General features: G+C 52.2%; 21 protein-coding genes. 12 read left to right on the top strand and 9 right to left on the bottom strand.

Annotated features, from left to right (window positions below; translation table 11 throughout):
• Positions 1-46 precede the first annotated feature (46 nt).
• The 3 genes from LU196_RS14720 to LU196_RS14710 all read right to left on the bottom strand — a co-directional run bounded on the left by LU196_RS14720 (position 47) and on the right by LU196_RS14710 (position 4,043).
• On the bottom strand, positions 47-1,117 hold the full coding sequence (locus tag LU196_RS14720; RefSeq protein WP_232760513.1) for an ABC transporter ATP-binding protein: 1,071 nt from the start codon (positions 1,115-1,117) through the stop codon (positions 47-49).
• On the bottom strand, positions 1,110-2,879 hold the full coding sequence (locus LU196_RS14715) for an iron ABC transporter permease (protein WP_232760511.1): 1,770 nt from the start codon (positions 2,877-2,879) through the stop codon (positions 1,110-1,112). The genes LU196_RS14720 and LU196_RS14715 overlap by 8 nt, the downstream gene beginning before the upstream one ends.
• 75 nt (positions 2,880-2,954) lie before the next feature.
• Complete coding sequence (locus LU196_RS14710; protein WP_232760510.1) at positions 2,955-4,043, bottom strand: ABC transporter substrate-binding protein; 1,089 nt, start codon at positions 4,041-4,043, stop codon at positions 2,955-2,957.
• A gap of 483 nt (positions 4,044-4,526) precedes the next feature.
• Here LU196_RS14710 and LU196_RS14705 point away from each other — a divergent pair, with 483 nt between their 5' ends.
• From LU196_RS14705 to LU196_RS14675, 7 genes are all read left to right on the top strand, one after another.
• Positions 4,527-5,528: an LLM class flavin-dependent oxidoreductase gene (locus LU196_RS14705; protein ID WP_232760508.1), complete on the top strand. Its 1,002-nt coding sequence runs from the start codon at positions 4,527-4,529 to the stop codon at positions 5,526-5,528.
• 68 nt (positions 5,529-5,596) lie between these two features.
• Positions 5,597-6,910, top strand: coding sequence for an LLM class flavin-dependent oxidoreductase (locus tag LU196_RS14700; protein ID WP_232760507.1), 1,314 nt, complete (start codon positions 5,597-5,599; stop codon positions 6,908-6,910).
• A gap of 13 nt (positions 6,911-6,923) precedes the next feature.
• Positions 6,924-7,856: an ABC transporter substrate-binding protein gene (locus tag LU196_RS14695; protein ID WP_232760505.1), complete on the top strand. Its 933-nt coding sequence runs from the start codon at positions 6,924-6,926 to the stop codon at positions 7,854-7,856.
• An 11-nt stretch (positions 7,857-7,867) separates the two neighbouring features.
• Positions 7,868-8,380 (top strand): GNAT family N-acetyltransferase, encoded by a 513-nt coding sequence (locus LU196_RS14690; RefSeq protein WP_232760503.1) that lies wholly within the window; start codon positions 7,868-7,870, stop codon positions 8,378-8,380.
• 10 nt (positions 8,381-8,390) lie between these two features.
• Entirely contained in the window at positions 8,391-9,311 is a 921-nt protein-coding gene (locus LU196_RS14685; protein WP_232760502.1) for an amino acid ABC transporter permease, read from the top strand.
• A complete protein-coding gene (locus tag LU196_RS14680) occupies positions 9,295-10,104 on the top strand; it encodes an amino acid ABC transporter ATP-binding protein (protein ID WP_232760500.1) in 810 nt (269 codons plus the stop codon). Before LU196_RS14685 ends, LU196_RS14680 begins: the two co-directional genes overlap by 17 nt.
• Complete coding sequence (locus LU196_RS14675; protein WP_232760499.1) at positions 10,104-11,006, top strand: transporter substrate-binding domain-containing protein; 903 nt, start codon at positions 10,104-10,106, stop codon at positions 11,004-11,006. The genes LU196_RS14680 and LU196_RS14675 overlap by 1 nt, the downstream gene beginning before the upstream one ends.
• An 81-nt stretch (positions 11,007-11,087) precedes the next feature.
• Here the strand turns inward: LU196_RS14675 and LU196_RS14670 are convergent, their stop codons facing one another.
• Positions 11,088-12,452, bottom strand: coding sequence for a bifunctional diguanylate cyclase/phosphodiesterase (locus tag LU196_RS14670; protein ID WP_232760497.1), 1,365 nt, complete (start codon positions 12,450-12,452; stop codon positions 11,088-11,090).
• A gap of 410 nt (positions 12,453-12,862) precedes the next feature.
• On the opposite strand from LU196_RS14670, the gene LU196_RS14665 reads away from it, so the two are divergent.
• The 4 genes from LU196_RS14665 to LU196_RS14650 all read left to right on the top strand — a co-directional run bounded on the left by LU196_RS14665 (position 12,863) and on the right by LU196_RS14650 (position 17,003).
• Positions 12,863-13,423 carry a non-canonical purine NTP pyrophosphatase gene (locus tag LU196_RS14665; RefSeq protein ID WP_232760496.1) on the top strand — a complete coding sequence of 187 codons (561 nt, stop codon included), beginning with the start codon at positions 12,863-12,865 and terminating at the stop codon, positions 13,421-13,423.
• Entirely contained in the window at positions 13,420-14,214 is a 795-nt protein-coding gene (locus LU196_RS14660; protein WP_232760495.1) for an SIR2 family protein, read from the top strand. The genes LU196_RS14665 and LU196_RS14660 overlap by 4 nt, the downstream gene beginning before the upstream one ends.
• Before the next feature lie 72 nt (positions 14,215-14,286).
• Complete coding sequence (locus LU196_RS14655) at positions 14,287-14,628, top strand: YebG family protein (RefSeq protein ID WP_232760493.1); 342 nt, start codon at positions 14,287-14,289, stop codon at positions 14,626-14,628.
• A gap of 434 nt (positions 14,629-15,062) precedes the next feature.
• Complete coding sequence (locus LU196_RS14650; protein ID WP_232760492.1) at positions 15,063-17,003, top strand: methyl-accepting chemotaxis protein; 1,941 nt, start codon at positions 15,063-15,065, stop codon at positions 17,001-17,003.
• Between the two features lie 68 nt (positions 17,004-17,071).
• Here LU196_RS14650 and cybB read toward each other — a convergent pair whose 3' ends face one another.
• The gene (cybB, locus tag LU196_RS14645) at positions 17,072-17,611 is read right to left on the bottom strand and encodes a cytochrome b561 (RefSeq protein WP_232760490.1); all 540 of its coding nucleotides are present in this window, start codon (positions 17,609-17,611) and stop codon (positions 17,072-17,074) included.
• A gap of 411 nt (positions 17,612-18,022) precedes the next feature.
• Here cybB and LU196_RS14640 point away from each other — a divergent pair, with 411 nt between their 5' ends.
• Positions 18,023-18,334: a hypothetical protein gene (locus LU196_RS14640; RefSeq protein ID WP_232760489.1), complete on the top strand. Its 312-nt coding sequence runs from the start codon at positions 18,023-18,025 to the stop codon at positions 18,332-18,334.
• Between the two features lie 647 nt (positions 18,335-18,981).
• On the opposite strand, the gene LU196_RS14635 is transcribed toward LU196_RS14640, so the two are convergent.
• From LU196_RS14635 to LU196_RS14620, 4 genes are read right to left on the bottom strand one after another with little or no spacing between them, the layout of a single operon-like run.
• Entirely contained in the window at positions 18,982-19,908 is a 927-nt protein-coding gene (locus LU196_RS14635) for a fimbrial protein (RefSeq protein WP_232760487.1), read from the bottom strand.
• Positions 19,909-19,924: 16 nt separating this feature from the next.
• Complete coding sequence (locus LU196_RS14630; protein WP_232760485.1) at positions 19,925-20,428, bottom strand: fimbrial protein; 504 nt, start codon at positions 20,426-20,428, stop codon at positions 19,925-19,927.
• Between the two features lie 11 nt (positions 20,429-20,439).
• A complete protein-coding gene (locus tag LU196_RS14625) occupies positions 20,440-20,967 on the bottom strand; it encodes a fimbrial protein (RefSeq protein WP_232760483.1) in 528 nt (175 codons plus the stop codon).
• Between the two features lie 8 nt (positions 20,968-20,975).
• Entirely contained in the window at positions 20,976-23,594 is a 2,619-nt protein-coding gene (locus LU196_RS14620; RefSeq protein WP_232760481.1) for a fimbrial biogenesis usher protein, read from the bottom strand.
• Positions 23,595-23,600: the final 6 nt, after the last annotated feature.

The raw sequence follows: 23,600 nt of genomic DNA, 5'->3' as shown, positions 1-23,600 counted from the left end.
GGGCACCGCATCATGGCGATGCCCGATAAGCCTAAACCGTTCCACACTACGCTTTAGGGAAAATCCACACATCCTCCGCAGGCAAGGCGATACGGAACCGCTGGTTGCCCAGGCGATCTTTGCCGTAGCCACGCAGCGGGAAGTCATCGCCTTCGGTGCGGAACAGGTATTCCCAGCGATCGCCCAGGTACATGCTGGTTAACAGCGGCAGTTCTAACGTGTTCTCTTCACTAAGCGTGGCAATTTGTACTCGCTCTACGCGAATGATCGCCGTGGCGTCATCGCCAATTTGCACGCCGCTGCTGGGTTTACCCCATATCGCCCAGCTGGCACCGGCGATACGTGCGCGTCCGCTTTCAATATGTGTCACTTTGCCGTACAGGCGGTTGTTGCTGCCCATAAATTCGGCGGTAAAAAGCGTCGTGGGTTGGCCGTACATCTCCTGCGGCGTGCCTTGCTGTTCAATTACACCGTTGTTAAGCAGCAGAATACGGTCGGAGATCGCCATGGCTTCATTTTGATCGTGCGTCACCATCAGCGCCGAGAGGCCAAGACGGATGATCAGTTCGCGCAGAAACACGCGCGCCTCTTCACGCAGCTTGGCATCCAGGTTTGAAAGCGGTTCGTCGAGCAGAATCACCGGCGGGTTATAGACCAGCGCACGGCCGATCGCCACGCGCTGCTGCTGTCCGCCGGACAGCTGATGCGGATGGCGCTTGCCCAAGTGCCCAAGTCCCAATTGGTCCAGCACGCTCTGCACGCGCTCAGCGGCTTCAGCCTTAGGCACCTTGCGCAATTTCAATGGATAAGCCACGTTTTCAAACACGGTTTTGTGGGGCCACAGCGCATAAGATTGAAACACCAGCCCCAGATTGCGCTCTTCCGCCGGCACCTCGCTTTTGGGCGTGCCATCAAACACCACGTGCTGCCCAATGGTGATCTTGCCTTGGGTAGGTTTTTCCAGTCCGGCTACCGCGCGCAGTAGCGTCGTTTTCCCGCTGCCGGAGGGGCCGAGTAGCGACACCACTTCGCCTTTGCGCAGCTGCATCGAAACGCCCTTAAGCACGGGATTGTCGCCATAGGTGAGATGCAGGCCTTCAACCGATAATTCAGTCATGTAATTTCACTCCAAAGCGTAAGGCGATGCCGAGGCCAACGACCACCAGCACGATGTTGATCAGAGACAGCGCAGCGACGATGTCAATCGCACCCGCAGACCAGAGCGAAACCAGCATTGAGCCGATGGTTTCGGTGCCGGGAGAGAGCAAATAGACGCCCGTAGAATACTCCCGCTCAAAAATCAGGAACATCAGCAGCCACGAACCTATTAATCCGTGGCGCGAAAGCGGCACCGTCACGTGGCGCGTGGTTTGGCCTGGCGTGGCGCCGGCGCTGCGTGCGGCTTCTTCCAGTTCTGGCCCCACCTGCAGCAGCGTCGAAGAGATCAGGCGCAGACCGTAAGCCATCCACACGACGGTATAGGCCAGCCAAACGCTGAAGATGGTTTGACGCAGCGAGCGCAGCCACACAATGAAGTGCTCGCGCAGCCAATCCGCCATCGACAGACTGGAGAGCCAGCCGTTTTTCAGCGATTGATCGAGCCACATAGGCACAAACAGGAACACCCACAGAAACGCCAGGCCCGCCAGCAGGCCGGGTACCGCGCGCGGTACCAGCACGCTGTAATCAAGGAAGCGCGTAACAGAGTCCTGTTTACGGTGCATGGCAATACCCACAAACAGATAGCAGATCACCGCAATGGCGCCGCCAATCACCCCAATCAGCATAGAGTTCACGATGGCGCGCAGCAGGTTTGGCTGCTCCCAGATACTGTGGAAAGTGGCCAGAGAAACTTCATCCCATAGCGAGACGCCGACGCCCCAGTGCGAAATAAACGCACGCAGCACCACGCCAATAAGCGGTACGCCAATGGTGATCGTTAACCAGGCCAGCACCACGGCACCTGCCACCCAGCGCCATTTACCCAGCGGCAGCGCACGCGCCTGCGACGCTTTGCCCTTCATGGTCACGAAGCGGTGCGAGGTTCGCATCAGCCAGCGTTGCAGCATCACCAGCGGCACGGTAAAGCAAATCAACACCACCGCCACGGCCGCCATAAGGTGATACGAGGGCGTGCCAAGCTTGTTCGTGAGTTTGTAGAGATACGTGGCCAGTACCATGTTGCCTTCAGGATCGCCCAGCACCAGCATCAGGCCGAACACTTCCAGTCCGAGGAAAAACAGCAGAACGCATGCGTAAAGAATCGACGGGCGCACCATCGGCAAGCTGACTGAGGTCATGACCTGCAGCGGGGACGCACCTACGCTGCGCGCGGCTTCTTCCACATCCGAGCTAACGCTGCGCAGGGCGGCAGAGATATACAGATAGGCGTGGGGCACGTGGGTTAATCCGGCAATGATCACGATGCTGGTCATGGAGTAAATATTCCACGGCACTACACCAAACAGCTGATTGGCCCACTGCGACAAGAAGCCCACCGGACCGGCCGCCACCACGTAACCAAACGCCAGCACCATCGGCGACACGAAAATCGGTACCAGAATCAGCGGCTCGATCACCCTGCGCCCTGGCAAATTGGTCCGCACCATAAGGAAGGCCAAAATACCGCCGAGTGGAATGGCAATAAACACCAGACCAAATGCCAGAATAAAACCGGACTCCAGCGCGCGATAAAAATCGGGGTCGGAAAATATAAACGCGAAGGAATCGAGCGTAAGTTCTTTGCGCTTGGCAAAAAACGGTGCGGAGAGAAAACTCTGTACCACGATAAACATCAGCGGCACGTAAATGGCGATAGCGGCGATCAGCACCACTAATGCGCGCGGCATTTTCTGCCATTTGCGACGTAACCCGGTCATAGGCCAACCTTGTTTGCAGCTTGGATAACAGGATGGTAAGAAGCGCCTGATATTTCCCAGGCGCTTAAAGAGTGATTATTTTCCGGCGGCGGTGCGCCATTGTTTTATAAAGTCCAGACGCTTGGCGGGCTCAAGGTATTCCAGCAGCGACTCATCAACGTGGATAGGCTTAGGCGCCTCACCTAAAATCTTACTCATGCCTTTAATATCGTTATTCCCGTCAATATCGTTACGCAGCGAAGGAATATCGGCCTGATTGGCAAGAATACTTTGTCCTTTTTCAGATAACACATAATCCAGCCACAATTTCGCAGCATTCTCGTGCTGCGCGTCCGTGGTGATAAACGAGACGCGCGAGAGGACCAGCACATAATCTTTCGGGTACGAAATACCCAACCCCGGATCGCTCTTGGCGCGCGCTTCCGCATACGAGCCGAGAATGTTATAGCCGATGAGATTCTCACCCGATGAGACGCGCTCCATCATGGTGCCCGTGGATGACTGCACCGTCAGCCCGCCTTTGGCCATATCCGCGAGGTGCTGCTTGTATTGCGGATCCACCTTGCTGTCTTGTACCGTCAGCATAAAACCCAATCCGGATTTTTCGATATCGTAGGTGGTGACTTTATTTTTAAATTTCTCCGCATTGGCGGCGATATATTTCGCCAGCGCGGCATGGGAATCCGGCACCTGATCGGCAGGGATCGACTTCTTATTGTAGATAAACACCACCGGCTCATAGGTGGTGCCATAGGCACTCTCTTTCCACACTGCCCATTCAGGAATGTTTTTAATTTCAGGTGAGGTGTATTCTGCGGCGTAATCGGTGGCTAATTTCAGTGCGGTATCCATTGAGGAACTCCACACGACATCGCCGCTGGTGCTGCCTGACGCCTGTTCGCTGATATAGCGGTTGTACAACTCGGTGCTATTCATGTCGTTATATTCCACTTTGATACCGGGATATAACGCTTCGAAGCCTTTAATTAGCGGGCCAGCCGCTTTGGTATCGGTGGTGGAATACACCACCACTTTGCCTTCTTTGGTGGCCGCATCAATGGTTTTTTGGTAGTCCGCCGGATAGCCCGCAGGCACGGCAGCGAACGCAGATAAAGGAAGACTTGCCAGCACAGAAAGGGTCAGAAAACGCAGAGAGATATTCATACAGATCCTTTTGCTTACAATTTTTACAAGAATTTCACAGTAACCCATTGACTGCGCGATGCAATCGACGTGCGTTTATTTTTTTAGAAAGTGTGACAGTGACGCAGTTTGAGACGGGTGTGCTGGCTGCCATCAGGGACAATTCGCATTGACTCTTGCTGTGGGATATAAAGCCGAGGCGGGCTGAGAGGGGAGTGGATAAGCAATGTTGCCGTCGCATCGCCCTCCCTCAGTGCTGTGCTTAATGCCGATTTGTGCAGTCTATTTCTATTAATCCTTCTAATGCCTTTTTCTTGAATGACCTCATCTAACTAGCAGCAAGAAAACGGTTAATTAACTGAAATTATTCCCGTTAATTTGTGGTGCGCGGCGGCGCGCGGCCGTTATGCCATTCCCGGTTTTTAATACAACAATATGATGTTTTACCCGTAACAGCCTGGTGCTTAACACTGTTGGCATTGATTGCTGAACAGGAAAGGGCGCATGTCATACCGATTAAGTCTTCTGGATAAATCCCCGCTTGCTCCGGGCGAAAGCGCCGCCGAGGCGCTGCAGCGCACTCTGCATATCGCGCAGTGTGCTGAGCGCTGGGGCTTCCACCGCTTTTGGCTGGCGGAGCATCACAACAGCGCACAGTTGGCCAGCCCCTCGCCGGAAGTAGTGATGGCCTGGATTCTGGGACAAACGCGGCGTATTCGCGTCGGCTCTGGCGGCGTGATGCTGCAACACTACAGCCCCTTCAAAGTGGCAGAAAACTTCAACCTGCTCGCCGCGCTGGCGCCGGGGCGCATTGATATCGGTATTGGTAAAGCGCCAGGCGGCCTGCCGCTTGCGACACGGGCGCTGCAGCTCGGGGTGCATCAGGAAGAGAAAGGCGATTTCGCGCAGCAGCTGGCGCTGTTGGATAACTGGCTCACTGTCCCGGCGCAAGGCGATGAGGAGGCGCTGCGTGCCACGCCAGCGCCTCCGCGATTCGCGCAGCGTTTCCTGTTGGGGGCAAGCGAGCAGAGCGCGGCCCTGGCGGCAGAGCTGGGCTGGCAGTTTGTGTTTGCTGCGCATCTTAATGGCGACCCGCACCATATGGAACAGGTACTGGCGTACTACCAGGCTCGCGCGCAAGGTCAGCGTGCGCTGGTGGCCGTGCAAATCGTGGTAGCGGACTCCCCAGCCGCAGCCGACTTGCTGGTGGACACGCTGCGCCTTTACCACGTTAGCGTAAAAAACGGGCCGAGCGTCAACGTAGGTAGCCTCGAACAAGCCGAGCGCTACGTCCGTCAGGGCAGCTACACCGACTACCGCATCGAACCGCGCACCCCCTCATTGCTCAAAGGCAACGCTGCACAGGTGCATGCGCAGTTGGATGCGCTGCACCAGCGCTACGGCATTGAGGAGTTCATTGTGGATACGCCGTTGGCGGAGGCGCAGCCGCGTTTGCGCTCGCTGGAACTACTGGCCGCGGCCCAACCGATCGCCGCCTCAGCGTGAGCGCGTGAGTGTTTGCTGATTCGGCAAGCCTGCGCTGCCAGGCAATGCCATGGAAAAGAGAGAGACCTATGAGTACAAGACAACTGCGACTGGGGACAATGCTACACGGCGCCGCCGGCAATATGTCGGCGTGGCGTCATCCTGGCGCGCTGGCGGACGCCAGTATCAATTTGGACTATGCGAAATACATTGCGCGCAAAGCCGAGGCGGGCAAGCTGGATTTTCTCTTTGTCGCTGATGGGCTGTTCATTAATGAAAAATCAATTCCACATTTCCTGAATCGCTTTGAGCCTTTGACGTTACTTTCCGCGCTGGCCGGCGTCACGCAGCACATTGGCCTGGTGGGCACGGTTTCAACCTCCTACAGCGAACCCTTTACCGTCGCGCGGCAGTTTGCCAGTCTCGATCATCTCAGCGGCGGCCGCGCAGGCTGGAACGTGGTGACCTCGCCCCTGGAAGGATCGGCGAAAAATTTCTCCCGTGCTCAGCATCCTGACCATGCGTTGCGCTATCGCATCGCTGACGAATACCTCACGGTAGTAAAAGGCCTGTGGGACTCGTGGGAAGGCGATGCCTTTGTGCGCGACAAAATCAGCGGGCAATTTTATGACCCACAAAAATTGCACACGCTGAATCATCACGGTGATTTTTTCCAGGTTCAGGGGCCGCTGAATATTGGTCGGACGCCGCAGGCGCGTCCCATCATCTTCCAGGCGGGCGCATCCGAGGACGGCCGCAAATTAGCCGCACGCCACGCCGACGCGATTTTTACCCATCACGCCACGCGTGAAGAGGCACAGGCATTTTATCGCGATGTGAAACAGCAGCTCAGGCAGCATGGCCGCGAGCCCAACGATCTGCACATCTTTCAAGGGGTGGGCGTGATTGTGGGCGACGACATTGCCGACGCTGAACGCCAGTATCAGGCCACGGCGGCGCTGGTTTCGATCGAGGATGCGCTGAATTATCTTGGCCGCTTCTTTGATCACCACGACTTTAGCCAGTACGCACTGGATGCCCCTTTCCCGGACCTCGGCGAAGTGGGGCAAAACAGTTTCCGCAGCACCACCGATGAGATCAAACGCAAAGCGCGCGAGCAGGGCCATACGCTGCGTCAGGCGGCGCTGGAAGCGGCGACGCCGCAGCCGCTGTTCTTTGGTTCCCCTGAGCAGGTGGCGGATGGGTTGCAGGCGTGGTTCGAGAGCGAAGCCACCGACGGCTTCATTATTCAGGGCGGCACGCCGGACGCGTTTGAACGCTTTGTCGATCGCGTGATCCCGCTGCTGCAGGCGCGGGGTTTAACCCGTCGCGACTATCCCGGCACCACCTTACGCGCCAGCCTGGGGCTAAAAACGCCCGTTAACCAGTTTACGCAACCTTAAAAGGACAAAAATCATGCAGAAAACCGTCTTCATGGCGCTGCTGCTACTGACCACGGCGTATGCAGCCCGGGCGGAAGCAGTGGCGGTTAATGGGCAATCCATTAGCGTGGAAGCGAACCGCACGCCGATACATACCGCGCCAAACAGCGCGGCCATTGCGCAGATCCCTGCTGGGCATGTGTTTGCGGTGCCGGGCTCCTTAACCGTGGCCGTGGCCGCACTTAATTCCCCGCCGCTGACGCTGTTCAGCGATGACAACCGCACGTTGCTGGGCAGTGAAGTGGACATTGCGCGGCTGGTGGCCGAGAGCCTTGGCCTGAAACTGAACGTGGTTCCCACCTCTTGGGAGGACTGGCCGCTCGGCGTCGCGTCCGGCAAATATGACGCGGCTATCACCAATGTCACCGTCACCAAAGCGCGTAAAGAACGTTTTGATTTTGCCACCTACCGCAAAGACTCATTGGGCTTTTACGTCAAAACAAGCAGCCCCATAAAAACGCTCACCCAAGCCGAAGATATCGCCGGGCTGCGCATCATCGTGGGCTCGGGCACTAACCAGGAAGCGATTCTGCTGGCATGGGATAAAGCCAACCAGGCCAAGGGATTAAAACCCTTTACCCCCATTTACGCCAAAGATGACGCGGCGCAGACCCTGGCCCTGCAGTCCGGACGCGCTGACGCCTATTTCGGCCCGAACGTCATTGGCGCATGGAAAGCGGCGCTGACGCACCAAACGCGCCTGGTGGGCAGCGTAGACGGTGGCTGGCCAAAAGCGGCGCATATCGCCGTGACGGTTAAAAAAGATAACGGCCTGGTTGAGCCGATCAGCACCGCGTTGAACGGTGTGATGGCGCGCGGTGATTACGACAAGGTGCTGAATCGCTGGGGAGAAGGCGTGGAGCGCCTAACGCATTCAGAAATTAATCCAGCCGGCCTGGGCGACTAGGGAGAGAGCACATGAGCCAGACCCTGTTTCGTGAAGTGCATCCTGATGCGCCTGAATTGCAGCCGATTTTGACCGGTCTCTTTGGCGAATATGCCGCCCGCTACGGCGATTATTTTGAGGGCGATCGGGAGGTGGAGTCCAGCGAACGCTTTTTGCCCCCGCACGGCCTGTTTATTGTGCTGGAGCGCGACGGCGAGGTGATTGCAATGGGCGCGTATAAACCGTACGACGCCGTAACGGCCGAGTTAAAACGCATCTGGACGCGACGCGATCTGCGTCGCCAAGGGCTGGCGCTACGGGTGCTTGAAGAGCTGGAGCGCCGCGCGCAGCGCGCAGGCTACCAGCACGTTTATCTGACCACTGGCTTCCGCCAGCCAGAGGCGGTACAGCTCTATATTGGTCACGGGTATCAGCCGCAGTTTACGCTGCGAGAAGATATGGAGATCTACGGTCAACCCCCGCACGACGGCCGCCTGCGCTTTGTGAAAGTGCTGGATGGATTCGACGTCGCGCAGGCCAGCTAAGGAGAAACGTATGCAACATCCATCGTTAACCGTGGTCCCCGCGCGCTACCCCGGCCGCATTGTCGGGGCGGCGGCTGCGCTGTTTATTCTCGCCTCGGTGGTGGACTCGGTAGCCTTTAATCCCCGCTGGGAATGGGCGGTGTTTGCCCGGTGGTTTTTTGATCCTGTTATCCTCAGCGGTCTCGGGCAAACGCTGCTGCTCACGCTCTGCGGCACAGTATTGAGCTTGCTGTTAGGCGGCCTGCTGGCGTTGGCGCGTCTCTCATCTTCCTGGTTATTAAGCGGGCTTGCGTTCGGCTATATCTGGCTGTTCCGCTCGCTACCGCTGATTGTGGTCCTGATCGTGCTGTACAACTTCTCTTATCTCTACGACACCTTGTCGCTGGGCATTCCGTTTACCGCGCTGTCATGGGGGCATTTCCCGACCATTAACGTGCTGGGGCAATTCCCTGCGGCGGTTATTGGGTTGACGTTGGTGCAGAGCGCCTACAGCGCTGAAATCATCCGCGGCGGATTTTTAGGCGTGGACCACGGGCAGTTTGAGGCGGCCTCGGCGCTGGGGCTTTCCGCGTCCCGTCGCACTTTCCGCATTATTCTGCCGCAGGCGTTACGCGCCATTATTCCCACCACGTTTAATGAGATCATTAGCCTGGCTAAAGGCACCTCCGTGGTGTATGTGCTGGCGATGCCGGAGCTGTTTTACACCATCCAGATGATTTACAACCGCACCCAGCAGGTGATCCCGCTCCTGATGGTGGGGGCAGCCTGGTATCTGATCATCACGACCGTACTGTCACTGCTGCAGCACAGCGTTGAACGCTGGCTGGCGCGCAGCGTGGTGCAGGACGCTCAAATCACGCGCTGGCGCCCGTGGCGTAATCGCGTGAATCCCCCTGAACAAGAGGAGTTTGATCATGTCAGAAGCCTTTGATTATCGCGCGCTCGAGGCCGCGCCCGTTACTGCAACTGGCGCAGTGACGCTCACCGGCGTGAGCAAATGGTATGGCAAACACCTGGCGCTGGATAACATTTCGCTGACGCTGGATCCCGGCTCGGTCACGGTGATCCTCGGCCCCTCCGGCTCGGGAAAAACTACGCTGTTGCGCACCCTTAATCATCTTGAGCGGGTCGATGCCGGGTTTATCCAGATTGACGATGAATACATTGGCTATCAGCGGCGCGGCGATAAACTCTACGCGCTCAAGGAGCACGCCATTTTGCGGCAGCGCATCAACGTGGGCTATGTGTTTCAAAATTTTAACCTTTTTCCGCACATGACGGTGCTGGAAAATCTGATAGAAGCGCCTATCGCGCATCGGCAGCTGACGCGTCAGGCCGCCCTGGAGCGGGCCGATACGCTGCTGGAAAGCGTGGGACTGCGCCATAAAGCGCAGGCTTGGCCACGTCACTTATCCGGGGGGCAGCAGCAGCGTATTGCGATTGCGCGCGCCTTGATGCTCAACCCACGCGTGATGCTGTTTGATGAGCCCACTTCCGCCCTTGACCCAGAGCGGGTCGGTGAAGTGCTGGATGTGATAAAAGCACTTGCCCGGTCAGGGACCACGCTGGTGGTGGTCACCCACGAAATCGGCTTTGCCCGTGAGGTAGCGGATAACGTGGTATTCATGGACGATGGCCGGATTATCGAACAGGGCAGCACGCACCAGGTGCTCAATCATCCGCGCCACGAGCGCACCCGCCGTTTTCTATCAAAGGTGTTGTGATGCGGCGCGTAAAGGTTATTGCGTGGGCGGTGCTGTTGTGCGCGCCGCTGTCTGCGGGCGCTGGACTGGACGTCAGGCACAACGAAACGCCGATCCACATCGCGCCCAATCCCGAGGCGATCGCACGGATCCCTGCCCACTTTCAGTTTGTGCAGCCGGGGTATTTGACGGTGGCCACGGCGGCGAATAACTCGCCGCCCATCGCGCTATGGTCATCCGATAATACAACCTTGATTGGCAGCGACCCGGATATCGCGCGGCTGCTGGCGGAAAGTCTGGGACTTAAGCTCAAGCTGGTGCCGGCGGCGTGGGAAGATTGGCCGCTTGGCATCCGTGCCGGGCGCTACGACGTGGCGATGTTTAATATTGCGGTGACGGAGGCGCGCAAGCAGAGTTTTGATTTTGCGACATATCGTGCCGATCACCATGCGTTCGCGGTGAAGGCCGACAGCGCTATCACCGCCATCACGCGTCGTGAGGACATTGCGGGCAAGCGCATCATTGTGGGGTCGGGGACCAATCAGGAGAAAATTTTGCTGGCATGGGATGCAGAAAATCGTGCGCACGGCCTCGCTGCCGTGCAGCCGCTTTACCTCAGTGATGACGCCTCGGCCACGCTCACGCTGCTGGCAGGCCGCGCCGACGCCACCTTTGGGCCGCAAGCCATGGCGGCGTGGAAAGCGGCTTCGCGCGGCCAAACAAAAGTGGTTGGTCAGGGCCCGTACCGTGCGTGGGTGGCGGTCACCACCAAAAAAGGCAACGGTTTAGTGGCGGCACTGCAGAGTGCCATCGAAGGCGCGATTCAGGGCGGGCAGTATCAACAGGTGCTCACGCGCTGGGGCGAACAGCAGGAAGCCGTTGCGCATTCGCAAATTAATCCGCCGGCCAGCATCGAACCCTGATTGTCTGTGCAGCGGGCAAGCTGGTAGGTCGCAATAACGTGTCATTGACGCGCACACAGTGACGGCCGCATCGGCGTGCAGTCACTGCACCACCGCTTTTTTAATCCACAGCAATGCGTCATTAACCGGCAGCGGGCGCGCGAAGTGATACCCCTGGAACAGATGGCAGCCTTTTTCGCGCAGATAGTCAAAACAGTCTTCGCTTTCGATGCCTTCCGCTAAGACGTTCAAACCCATGGCCCGTGATAACTCAATGGTTTTATTTACCACAATCGCCGTTGACTCGTTATCAAAGAGGTGCATGATCAGCGACTTATCGATTTTGATATCGTCAATGGCGAAATCGCTAAGGGATTTCAGCGAGGAGTATCCCACGCCAAAATCATCAATCGCCCATTTAATCCCTAAATCACTGAAATGCTGGATAACCGCGGCAATACGTTTTTGATCGTAAATAAAAGTGGTTTCGGTAATCTCAAATTTTACGCGCTCGGGCCGAATTTTATACTGCGCCAGCAGTAATAGCGTATCTTGGGTGAAGTCGCGATGCATCAGTTGAAGGGGGCTAATATTGATTGAGAAAACCAAATTTTTAAGTGGAAATTGACGTTCCCATACGGCAATCTGATGAAAGGTTCTCTCCATTACCCAATTGCCGATAGCAATAATTAATCCGCTTTTCTCTGCCACAGGAATAAACACTTCCGGCGAAATAAATCCCTTAGCGGGATGTTTCCAACGCAGGAGGATTTCAAAACCAATAACGTTTTTTTCAGTATCCACTTGAGGCTGATAGTGAAGGTCCAGCTGCTGTTTGTTGATGGCGTGGGACAGCTCCTGTTTGATCAGGTCCGTTTCGGTATAGCTGCCGCGCAGCGTAAACGCGGTCAATAACAGCGCTACCATGGGCACAATGCTATTCACAAAGTAAACGCCCGAATCTTGCATAACCTGCGCATGGAAAGCGCCTTGCTGCCACACAGTGCCGGTGAAAATGAAAAACAGGTAACAGCAGAGACAAATAATGGGGAAGACTTTATTTAAATAGCGCGTTTGCTGGCGCAGCACCAGTGCTGACCCTACCGTGAGCGCCAACAGGTAATTATATTCTGAGAGCTTCTGCGACGGGTGATTATTGTCAAACAATAAAAATACAATGATCGCAATCAATAATGCATGGACGGTAATATAAAGGTTGCGCTGGAGATGATTGAGAAAAGCCACGCGGCAAATATAGAAACCCAATGTGGTGCTGACGCAATATAAAAACGCCGTCAGGGTATTTTGATGCATACTGTTCCACCACACCATGTAGATGCCAGCAAACGCCGTGGACACACCGGCAATTAATAGCGTGGCGCGGAGTTTTTTTTCAATGCTGTTGCCTTTGAACACGTAAGGCAAGTTGCGCAACATGGAATAGCGGGAGCGTATAAAGGGGATCATGAGCGCTTCTCAGTGTTGTAATGAGACGACCTAATTGGCAAGGACTCATCTTAAATAAAAGCGCAACCGTTGTCATATTTGTTTGCCCCGAAATTTCTAGTTTTGCGCCTGTGAGCAAATTTGAGATAGCGTGAAATGAATACCCGTCAAATTTGAATTAAAGCGTGAATGATCGCGTGGCTAATACGATTTAAGCTGATGTTTTATCGTGCTGTTTGGCTTAAAAAACGGCCCGTTACCGCAAGAAGCGTGCGGCGCTGTTTAGGGTCGAAGAGGCGTATCCGCTGGACGCTGCCTTTCCAGTCACCGCTGCAGACGCTAAGATATTGCCATAGCATTCTATGCGCGCTGCGTAATACGCCTCATGCCAATCGTGCGCTTCTTGTCACTTATGTGAAATGACCACTGCAATGAAAATACGTTTTCTCTCCGCAAACGAACTTAAGCTCGCCGAAGTCAGAACCATTCTGGAGCCGGTGGGCGTTGAGGTGGTGCCTATTGCCCGCCGAATAGAAGAAATTCAGACGGAAAATGAACTGGAGCTGGTGCGTGATAAGCTGACAAAGGCTTTTTCCATTATCGGCAGACCGCTGTTCGTCGAGCATACGGGACTTTATCTGGATGGACTGAATGGCCTGCCAGCTGGGTTGACGCGCATCTTTTGGAGCCGTTTGGATGCCGAACGCTTTACCAAACTGGTACGCGGCCTGGAAACGCCCTGGGTGACGGCCAAAACCGTGTTGGGCTACTGCGATGGGCGTAAAATGTACCAGTTTGAAGGGCAACTGCGCGGCACCATCGCGCCCGAACCCGCTGGCCCACGGGAGTTTCAATGGGATTGCGTCTTCATCCCCGAAGGGCACACTCAAACGTTTGCCGAAATGGGTGAGCTTAAAAATGAAATTTCGATGCGGCGACTGGCATTGGATCGCTTTGCCACTTTTCTTAAAACCTCGCGGGGGCTGGCATGAAACCGGAACTGAAACGCGCCTATGAAGCAGGCAAACTGATTTTATTTGCCGGCGCAGGGATCTCGCGCAACTTCGGTCTGCCTGAGTGGCACGAACTCATCGCGCATTTGGCGCAAGAGCTGGGATACGATCCAAAAATCTTCAACAGCTACGGTACCCATCTTTCGCTGGCGGAATATTACAAGCAGCGCAAAGGATCGTTAGGGCCGCTGCGAAGCTGGATGGATCGCGAGTGGCATCGTCCGGATATCGATGTGCGCAGCTCCGAAATTCATACCATGATCACGCAGGGCAATTTTTCGCGCATTTATACCACCAACTACGATCGCTGGCTCGAGATGGCGCACGAGGCGCACAATGTGCCCTACAGCAAAGTGGCTAACGCCGCCGACTTGGTGTCGCTCACCGAGGAAAAACGCCACATTATCAAGCTACACGGTGATTTCGACGATGACACCTCTATCGTGCTCGATGAGAGCAGCTACTTCGAGCGCCTCTATTTCGACTCGCCGCTCGACATTAAATTGACGCACGATGTGATGGGCAACTCGGTGCTCTTTGTCGGCTACAGCATCAGCGATTTTAATATCCGCCTGCTGTTCTATCGGCTGACCAAAATGTGGAACCGCACCGGGCTAGCCAGTGCGCGACCCAAGTCTTATCTCTTCACCAACCGCAACAACCCGGTTGCGAAAGAAGTGCTGGGGCAGTGGGGAATTGAAATGATCGTGTCAGAAGAGGACGATCCGCGTAAAGCGCTGGCGGACTTCCTGACGGAATTATTGGCATAACGGCAGAAAAGCGTTGCCGTGCAAAGTGGACATGAATTATACTGTATATAAATACAGTTAACGAGGTGCATCATGGCAGTCGAAACCAAATTTGTTGTGGTCAGAAAGGGTGAAGAAAAAATGACGTTTGCCAATAAAAAAGACGCGGATGCCTGGGACAAAATGCTCGACATGGCGGACGCCTTCACCGATTGGCTGCAACAGCAACAGCCTGAAATGGGCGAAGCACAGGCCGAAGCATTAGGCCTGCTGTTAGCTGAGCAGAAAGACGCGGTGCAGCATATTCTGCGCACCAGTAAACTGCCGGAAGCGGTAAAAAGCGCGCCAAATGACGCCACCGCTGTCGCAGACCACGGCGAGCAACCTGCAGCTGAAACGTCTGAAAAACGCGTGCGCAGCGTCAAAGCGGCTTGAGTGCTGCACCCGACTAAAAATCCCGGCCAGGCCGGGATTTTTATTAGTGGCTAAAAAGTGAAAACGTCCCGGAATAGTAACTGATCATCCACGCCACATAGACCAGCCATACCACCATCACGCCCGTTAAACTCAATTTTCCCGCCATGCCCTTTTCCTCTTTTTCGCTGCGGCGCCGTACGCCCATGGCGTTAACCTGACATCTGTTGTCCGGTATGATCTTGCGCCAGATCAATACGCTGCGTTGTTTTCAATAAGAACCGCGCAAAGCCTTACAAATCGGGGCGCGCTGAACCCTCGGCTTCATACGCTGGCCGCTCTCGGTGGCACGAGCATCAAGTTCCTATCTTCTTGGCCGATAGACCATACAAAGGGATTATTGCGCACAGGGTGTGGTTCTTTTTTAAGAAAGTGTGAACTCCGGGGGCGCCATCATGGCCACACTGATTTCAAACAAGAAAAGTATGAGTACCCGCACGCAGGTGCTACTGACGGGCGCAATCACCATCACGTTGGGCTTTGCCCTCACTATTGGCATGCTGAGTTGGCAATCCAGCAGCGAACAAAAAACGCTGGCATCTCGCTATTTGCAAACCATTGCACAATCTCAAGCGCTGCAAATTCAGCAAGAATTAAGTCATGCGCGCGACGTAGCGCACAATCTTGGGCACAGCCTGATCGGCCTGCCCGAGGCGGGCATTACCGATCGTCAGGTGGGCAACAAGCTGATGATTTCAGCGCTGCGCGATAATCCTGATTACCTCTCGATTTCCGTGATTTTTGAAGAAAATGCCTTTGACGGCCGCGACAGCGAGTTTGCTGATAAACCGGACCAGGCGCCGAAAGGCCGCTACGCCTTTTTCGTCGATCGCGATCAGTCCGGTCAATTCGCACTGCATCCGCTCAAATCGATCCTTACGCCAGGCCAAGGCGATTATTACCTGGTGCCGCAGAAAACGCGCAAGGATACGCTGATAGAACCCTACAGCTACGCCTACAACGGGGTGCCGACCCTGTTGACCTCGGTGGCCGCGCCGATTATCAGTAACGGCAAGCTGTGGGGCGTGGTGACGTCAGATATCTCTTTAGCCTCGTTACAGGCCAAAGTGAACAGCATCAAACCGTGGGACGGTGCCGGCTATGCCATGCTGCTCTCCAGCGCAGGCAAGGTAGTCTCTTATCCCGATAAAAATATGACATCCAAAGCCTGGCAGGGTGACACGCACAGCTATAGCAGCACGGTCTATGAGCAGCACGATGCGCTGCTGGGTGAAGACGCGCTGGTGACCTGGCAACCTATTACCATCGGCAACAGCAGCGAGAAATGGTATCTCGGCGTGGTTGCACCGGTTAGCAACGTTATGGCTTCGGCGCGCCAGCAGTTGATGTACGCAGTGATCATGGTGGTCGTGAGCATTTTGGTGGTCAGCGGTCTGCTGGGCTGGGTGTTTAACCGTAAGGTGCTGCGGCCGATTGGCGGCGAACCGCGCGAGGCCGCGACCATTGCACTGGCGGTGGCCGATGGCAAGCTGGACAACACCATTTCGATCGGCGCGCACGATACCAGCAGCCTGTTCTATGCGCTGCACACCATGCAGAACCAACTGCGAGAGATTGTAGGGCAAATTCAGCAGGCCAGCGCCTCGGTGCGTCTCGGCGCGGAAGAGATCGCCGGCGGCAACTTGAACCTGGCATCGCGCACGGAGCAGCAGGCGGCGGCGCTGGAGCAGACCGCAGCCAGCATGGAACAGATCACCGCCACGGTGAAGCACAACGCCAGTAATGCGCATCAGGCCACGGCGCTTACTGAAAACGCCACGCAAATCGCCAGCCGCGGCGAGACGCTGGTGGGTGAGGTGGTGCAAACCATGGCACAGATCGACGACAGTGCGAAAAAAATCGGCGATATCACCACCATGATCAACAGCATCGCCTTCCAGACCAATATCCTGGCACTGAACGCGGCGGTAGAAGCCGCGCGCGCAGGTGAGCAAGGTCGTGGCTTTGCCGTGGTGGCCAGCGAAGTGCGCAATCTGGCACAGCGCAGCGCCAGCGCGGTGAAAGAGATCGCCGCCCTGATTGAGGAGTCGACACAGCGCGTGGGCAGCGGCGTGCAGCAAGTGCAGGACGCGGGCAAAACCATGCAGGAGATGACGCGTGCGGTGCATTCCGTGCGGGCGATCATTGGCGAGATTGTCACGGCATCCGACGAGCAAGCGCGGGGCATAAGCCAGGTCACCATTGCAGTGAATGAGATGGATGGCACGACGCAGCAGAACGCCTCGCTGGTGCAGGAGATGTCAGCAGCGGCCAACTCCCTGGAAGAGCAGGCCGCGCAACTGTCGCTGACAGTCGGACGTTTTAGTCTGAGCTGACGATAAAAGCAGCAGAGCAAGCATCACCGGCGCTGAGGCCCGTTTCAGCCCCGGTGACATCGCCATCGTTACCGCTTACGACGCGCAGGCATCATGCGGAGCAGCGTATTGTCTTTAAACAGATAGTGGTGCGCCAGCGCGGCAACGGCATGGATGCCGATCAGCCAGTATCCGTAAGGCGCAAGGGTTTCGTGCCAGTCCGTCAGCGTGTCGGCGAAATCCGGATCGGGATTGCCGCTGACCGGCATCGGAATACCAAATATCCACCAGCTCTTTCCCAGATAAAATCGCGATAAAATCCCAAGCGTAGGCAGCGCAATAAACAGCAGATACATCGCCAGGTGCAGCAAATGCGCGATACCGGTTTGCCAGTGCGGCGGTTTCGGCACGATGCCGGGGCTGCGGTGGCGCACGCGCAGCATGATGCGCGAAAGCATGATGGCAAGCACACAGCTTCCCGCGCTGAAATGGCTAATCACCATCGTCATACGCTGCCATGATCCGCGCGGCGCCAGATCGCGGAACTCCATGGTGCAATACGCGACAACCACCAGCAAAAACGCCAACCAGTGAAGTAAAATTTGCGACGGGGCATATTTAGTATTCATATCTGTCCTGAATCATCGGGTTACGTGAGATGACATACAACGCATCGCCTGTGCTGACAAGCGAACCGCATTAGTATACGCACGCCCGCGTACGTTTCATGGCTTTCTGCGTCAGGCGCCAGAAACCGTAGGCCACATCAAATGGCATCAGTGGTGCGGCAGATCATAGGGTAGGGCGATGCTGTGAACCGTTGAGTTTGATGTCAACCTGGAAGGGGGGACAGTGACTGCAGGTGATGAGCGTGTGTTAAGAGCCAAAAGTGGACACTCATCACTGTGTCCATGCTGCAATCACGGTGTATGAATCGAGTGGAGGCAGGTCAACGTCTTGTGCCTTACTTGACTGTATATTGTTTGAAAAACACCCTGAATTTAACCATTCCTAAAAAATAACATACGATTATCGTCAAGATGCCTAAATTTGAAGACAAAAATCAGGTTATGGATGCTATCACGCTGGATGACGGTGCTCTGATGCAATTGCATTACACCGTTCAACTCGAGCAGAAGACACGCGTCAACGACGACGAAATGCGTAAAGTGCGCCGTCGTCGCGAAGATCTGGAAAGAATTTATCGTGAGCTTCAGGCGTTGGGCGGTACGCTTAAGGTGAATGCCGTGGTCGATATCCTTGGCATCACACGCCAGGCAATCAACAATTTAGTTAATCATCGTTGCAAGCCTGAACAGTTTAAAGGAGAGGTGAGTGATGAAAAATATTAAAATCTGGCGGGATTTACCCCTGCGGCTTTCTCAGATTTCACCCAGCGACGTCTGCTCCTGTTCTGCCCATTTTCCCCGTCTGGCGGGCACGGGCCACCAAAAAAAATCCGCTGAGCGACGCAGGGAAATTTTCCAGTTTACGGATATATACCATAAAACGGCAGGCGGGTGACGGGGAGAGCGGATCCCGAAAAGATCCGGTTATGCCTGGATAAGGGGGGGGTGTGGTGATCGGACACCGTATGTTGTGGCTCCGGCCGTGAATCCCCCTGACGCCGGGTTGCCGGTTATATCAGAAAACGGAAAGCGCTATACACCAGGCAAACTTAAGAAAAGATGGGCAGAAAGTTTAAGAAAACATAGGTTGCCGCCTTTTAGTTTCGCAAGGCATTATATATTTGAAACTTGACATTTCTCTATAACTGCACACAGCCTAATAAAACGAATACGTGCTATTCCCACATTAATAGTCGTAAAAGCACAAAACCTTCCGTGTCTTGAAAGTTACCATAGCAAAAATAACGAACATGTGGCTTAGTTATTAAAGGGTAATATTTAAAAAAGAAAAAATGGCAAAAAACAATTAAATAATTAAGGCCGCATATGAATAACATCATAACGGCCTTGGATAGATTTGAAAATAGATATTAGGGATAAATAAAAGTAACCCCAATAACAGACTGAACATTGCCGGCAGTAACCTGACCAGTGGTCTGCCCATAAGTTGCAGTTAATCCCAAGCTTACGGGTGAAGTGCCAACACTACCAAGGAGAATATTCGTGTTAGCGGGAACAGCGCTTCCATTTCTCAGTAACTGGATACCGACGCCTTTTGCCTTATTGCCAGATGCTGTATTAGAAAAAATAGTTCTGTTTTGATCTTCAGTTGAACCAGACAGATAAAACCCGAGGTTTTGAGCCTTAGCACACCTGACAGTTAATGGAACTGGTTTCGAACCGGGAAAATCAGGTAATGATATGCTTACATTTCTTGATGAAACGTCACAACCCCCTGTGGGAATTATAACATCGTTATTAGCATACAGATTCCATGTGAAACGCGCAGTAGAAATATTACCACCACCCACGATATCAGATCCTACCTGGTACATCACTATTGTCGCAAACTTTTCACCTCTTCTGATAACAACTCCAGCCGCCGTTGAAACCGGGGTAAGATATAACACAGTGTTCCATGGCTGATAAGCACCAGATCTATAGTTAACAGATTTGGTCGCAGAGGTCAGTGGAAAATTATATGAACTATTAAAATAGCTTAAGGAACCAGTGAAATTTGATAATGCGCCACCGTACGTAGAGCCAACAACCATGCTGACTAAATCATTCCTGCTATTAGGAAAATCGTTGCGGCATGATATTGAATTGGCTAAGTTCACAACTAAGTTTTGGTTAGCACCAAGTGAAGGTTGTAGATTTACATAAGCATTAGCCGAGGTTGAACCCTGCGCAATACTCAAGACGTTTCCAGTGATATCTGTGCATGTAAAAGCCCATCCATTTGCAGAAAAAGCTATTAGAGCGAACGAAACAAAAGCTAATATGGTTTTTTTCATTTTTTATCATCCCACCTCAGGCATAAGTGTAAACAACATCAATAATGCCCTGTATAGTCCCCTGAGTTGCATTACCCTGAACAGTCAAGGCCCTAACTTTTAATGGCAAATCGGCAGATTTATCCGAGTCTTTAACAGTTACTTCTTTAGAACTTCCGTTTGTCAAATTCATACCGGCATCGTCTTGAAGTTGAATTTGAATATTGCCTGCAGTTCCTGAGTTACGATAATAGCCAGAAGAATCAGCTGAGCCACTAAACGTTGCCTTCACTCGTGATGTTCCTACGGGGCAGTTTGACAGTTTCAGATTGAAATCATGCCACTCTGATGACGAACCAGGAGAAACCAGATTAAAGGTAAAAAGATCACCTATATTTATATTCATATCAGATGTGACAATGGTACAGGGCTTTGCTACCACCTTGCCATTAACGGTAACCGTGACATCTGCTGAAAAAGCACAAAAAGAAATGAGACAAATTATTAAAGATAAAGCCGATTTTTTACAAGTTAAAAGCATTTTAGTTCCTCTCATTGGAATTCGAGGGTGAATATTGCAGTTGCTCTGACATGCCCCGGCGCCACAGGAATACGAGTAGCCATAAGACGACCATAAAAATTAATTACATTTTTCTGACCGCCTACAAGATTTATCCAGCTTAAAGAGCCTGACGATGCGTTTAAGGGTATTGCTGTTCCATCTCCATTAAGGATCTGAATACCCAAACCAGTTGCAGAATCCTGACCGGCATCAAGCTGCAACAAACTATTATTATCGCTATCAGCCACCCCTGTGTAACCTACTTTTACTGCGGTAGCTAAGCTACCGCAAGGAGAGAGAACGATATTAAATGGGACTTTAGGTGTTGTGGCGCCAATGGTATGAAATTGTTTAGATGCATTATCGAAAAGATCTACAGTAAAATCTTTTGACTCAGCAGCTACAGCACAGGCATTATCCTTTACATTCCCGGTAATCCTAATAGTACTATCAGCAGCAAAACTATACTTTGACAGAACTATCAGCATGCACGTTAGAGAAAGAAAAATTTTATTCATTACCATTCCTATATGCATTCGGCTGTTATATTAACTAAAGACTTAGTTAAGCTATCTTTGGGTAAATTATATTTAGCAACACAGCTCGATTTAGAATCATTTCCCCATTTAACTTTGATTGTTCCTGATTGTGGCATACCACTCATGTAAACTTGTCCATTATCAGAAACAATACTTGCCCCTCCATTACTATCAGAAGTTGCTGTTGCGCCAAATGGCAGAGGAATCCCGTTTCGCTCTAATTTAGCTAACAATTTTACTCCTACCCTTGGTTTAAAACTTGCTCGAGCAATGGCACCATGAGTAGGAACTAAACTTGAGACGGCATCATCAAAATCAAGGTTATCTGCAAGAGAATTTGTATCTAAAGCTACACGATTTTCTCGATAAGCTGTTGCATAAGGAATAACCGCATAACCCCGCCAATCTGTTTTAATACCAGACTGATTTTCCACTTTAACGTTGCTGGCTCCTGGCGCTTTGACCAATATAGATGTTTCATTGATAGGCTGGCTAAAGGTAACACCATCACCATGAACAACCATTCCACCGTTAATACCATAGTAAAACTGCTTAGAATAACTATTAGTGCTATATCCAGCATTAGCGTTAGCATAAGGCCCACGGTAATTAACAGATGCATATCCTGTAGCATCACTTTGTTTACCGCTTGTGTTTCCGGTCTGAACATTGTAACTCAGGTTTTGGTCATCCAGTAATGTTCCATACAACCCTGCAAGATTTGTAACCCGCCCTTTAAAATCATTATTACTATTGAAGCTGGCATTTGCATTTCGCCAAACTGATTTAGTATCGGAGCGCAGCCAATGACTAAATGGAACGCTTATATTAAAAGAAAAAAGATGATCTTTTTCATTTTGCCAAGCATTTTGAGCAAGACTATAGTTTAAGCTCCAGTTAACGTCGCCAGCAGCAGAGTTAAACCCAACCTGAAGCTGCTTATCACTTTTACCTGTGTACCAATATGTTTGGTGACTACCGCTAAAGTATAAGGTAGATGTACGCCCTAATTGCTGGGCCAGACTTATTTGCAACCTTCCTTTTTTATTGTAGGCTAAGTTGTAATAATCTCTAAAATTAGGCTCGATAAAAACAGGCCCATCCTGAGTTTCTACTTTATAGCCATTCATTTTTTGGTAGGCTGTGTCTGCCAACGTGTAATAGCCCTGCGTTGAGTAGCGATAACCTACTAACTGAAAACTAGTCCCCGTCTGATTCAGAGATTTATTATAAAGGAAGCGCATAGACTGACCTTCATGAGAACTACTATCAGCCAAGGTAGACTTGGCTTGTGTTACATCAGCAGAAACAGCACCATATACGCCTAAGTTCTTTCCTACGCCTAAGTTAAATGCGGTATATCTATCAGCAAACTGGCCGCCACCAAAGACAGTCCATCCTTTTTTTAATCCATGTAACAGTGTAGCCTGGAAGAATTTTGGATTCTCCTGATTGCTAGAACCACTTCTATACTCCCCTGCTGTAAGGGCATACTTAGAATAACCTTCTCGTTGTAAAACAGGAACAGTTGACCAAGGCAGGCTAAATACCTGACTACTTCCATCTGCTTCTTTTATTGTTACCTGAAGATCTCCACTATTACCAGATGCGTTTAGATCATCGATTACAAAAGGTCCTGGCGGTACAGTAGTCTGGTATATTTCATAGCCATTCTGTTTTATAGAAACTTTTGCTGTACCTTTTGCAATTCCGCGAACGACAGGTGCAAAACCACGCTGACTATCTGGTAACATGGAATCTTCAGAGCGAAGCTGCACACCTCTATAATTCAATCCATCGAATACATCATTACTTGTATAGCTGTCACCTAATATCACCCTCGATTTAAAAGATGTTATATCTCTTTCGAGCCAGCTATTAACATGTTGCCACTTATTATTTTTACTTTCAGATGTAGAAGTACTGGTATGACTCCAAATGGAATTATCCCTAAATCGCCATGCACCAAAATTCACACCACTTTGTAAATTAAGATATGCATAACTGGAGTCTTTGCCATTTTTATTAGAAATGTCATTGGCTGTAAAATTATAATTTAACAACCCACTGTTAATACCATCATCCCAATATTCTGGAGATATATATCCTCGCGCGCTGTTTTTCATCAGAGCTTGTGGAATAGTTATGTATAATTTTTGTTGCCCAACATCAAACTTACTTGTAGCACTTTGCACTAAAGTTTGCAGAGACATGCATCTTCCAGTGGGTGCTGATTTTTCTTTTTTAAGTGCAACCGTATTGACACCCATCTTGCTTAATTCTTTTACCGTAAAGCATGGCACAAGACCATCTTTGCCACCTTCGAAGGTAATATCACGCGTAGATATAAAGCCATCATTTAAATATACGTCTACCCGATAGCTACCTGCCGGTAATTCTTGACCTTTTTCAAAAGCTGACAGATCAGCCACCGCCTCTGGATTATCAGAAAGAAATCGCGGGTTGAAATAAATATCTGCTGCGGCATATTCAGAATAAAAGGCTAGACATACTGCTAGTGCGACAGGTGCCAGCGAGTAACTCTTATTTGCACATTGGATATTTTTAAAATAAATATTTAATAGTGAGTTGTTTGATTGCAACATATTCTC

The sequence above is a fragment of the Pantoea sp. Mb-10 genome (genome assembly GCF_021272205.1).
In the GTDB taxonomy this organism is placed as follows: Bacteria; Pseudomonadota; Gammaproteobacteria; order Enterobacterales; family Enterobacteriaceae; genus Pantoea.
This window is presented reverse-complemented; position numbering and strand designations above follow the sequence as displayed.